The organism is Sulfitobacter sp. HGT1 (assembly GCF_013282155.1).
Taxonomy (GTDB): Bacteria; Pseudomonadota; Alphaproteobacteria; order Rhodobacterales; family Rhodobacteraceae; genus Sulfitobacter.
This window is the reverse complement of record NZ_BLWI01000034.1, coordinates 1-1,253: the sequence shown is the minus strand read 5'-3', so window position 1 is coordinate 1,253 and position 1,253 is coordinate 1. Positions and strand designations below refer to the sequence as shown.

Below are 1,253 nucleotides of genomic sequence, written 5' to 3'. Positions count from 1 at the left end.
AAAAAGGATAAAAAGAGAGTCAAGAGAGAAAAAGAAACTCGACCTCATTATGCGTTAAATATTTTTTTTTAGTAATAAGCCGACCACCACGATCTAGACACATTACCTACACGACGCTCTTCCGATCTTACCGAACTTATCCTTAGCAGCTTGAACAGCTTACTGTTCGTTAGCTTGTAGGACAGTCTCTTTACTGCGACTATCTAGTTCCCCAAGTAACTCCTGAAGTAACTCGTCATTATTGAACTGGGCTTGTGGCGCAGATTGTGTAGGCGTTGTCTCAGGTTCATGGGCTGGAGCTTGCTTAGCTTGAAGCAGTTCCTCTAACTTATCCAGTTTGTCTAACTTAGACATTGAACCGCGGAAGTCTTGAAGTTCTTTTTCTAACTGAGCGATATGAGCGTCCGCTGAACTAATCTTCTTAGAAGCTGATTCTGCGTCGTACTCACGGTCTCCTACTTTGAACAATGCACTCTGGGCGGAAGCTTGTTCAGTTTGACTTTGTTCAGACTTGGTCTCGTCTTCAAACATCGTCACTCCTTAATTGATTAATTATATTACGATAAGCAGTTCGCTTACCTCTTGATAAAGCAGTATGATACTTAGATTGGAAAAGAGATATGAATGTAGAAGACTCAACTTCTAGTACTTCTTTCTCAACTTCCTGTTCTAAGTATTTAATGAGTTCTTTAGTAAGTTCGTTATGATGATAATCATTAAGACGAGAGACTAACTTATCTTTCTCTTCTTTGTTTTCTTTATGATTAAAGAGTCTAGTAACGAACTTAGGAATCTTGTATTTCATGGAGATCTCTTAAAGCTTTAAGAAGTCTTCTAGAAGTAAAGTAAGTCTAATACGAATTACGCTTTAACTTTCTAACAGAGTTCTTGGTAATATTAATATAGTAAGGGGGCACTTACTTTGCAAGAATTAATTTAAAATAAATTAAAATAAGTCTGTATCCCTTATTCCATAAGGAGTTCCTGCATACTAGGTTGAGATAAATTACTAGTTAATTGCTGTTCAGCGATAGCTTGCTGCTGTTGCATATCAGCTTGTTCATCTATCTGTGCGAACTTCTCAATAGCCTTGAACTCAGTCAGTCCACCTAACGACTCAACAGCTTGTGCTAAGTTATACGTATTCAGGTGAGCACCTATCAGTTGACCTAGGTTAGAGTTAGCTAGCGTATTAATCATATTCAATTGCTTTGAGATCGGAAGAGTGTCGTTGCGGGAAAGAGTGTAGATCT

The 1,253-nt window shown here is 38.1% G+C and carries 3 protein-coding genes; all 3 read right to left on the bottom strand.

Annotation, left to right across the window (positions count from 1 at the left end; all coding sequences use genetic code 11):
- Positions 1-159: 159 nt before the first annotated feature.
- A complete protein-coding gene (locus tag HGT1_RS18195) occupies positions 160-531 on the bottom strand; it encodes a hypothetical protein (protein WP_176251373.1) in 372 nt (123 codons plus the stop codon).
- A complete protein-coding gene (locus HGT1_RS18190; protein WP_176251372.1) occupies positions 524-805 on the bottom strand; it encodes a hypothetical protein in 282 nt (93 codons plus the stop codon). The genes HGT1_RS18195 and HGT1_RS18190 overlap by 8 nt, the downstream gene beginning before the upstream one ends.
- A 161-nt stretch (positions 806-966) precedes the next feature.
- Positions 967-1,253 (bottom strand): hypothetical protein (locus HGT1_RS18185; RefSeq protein WP_217903006.1); only part of this gene is annotated, 287 nt, incomplete at its 5' end.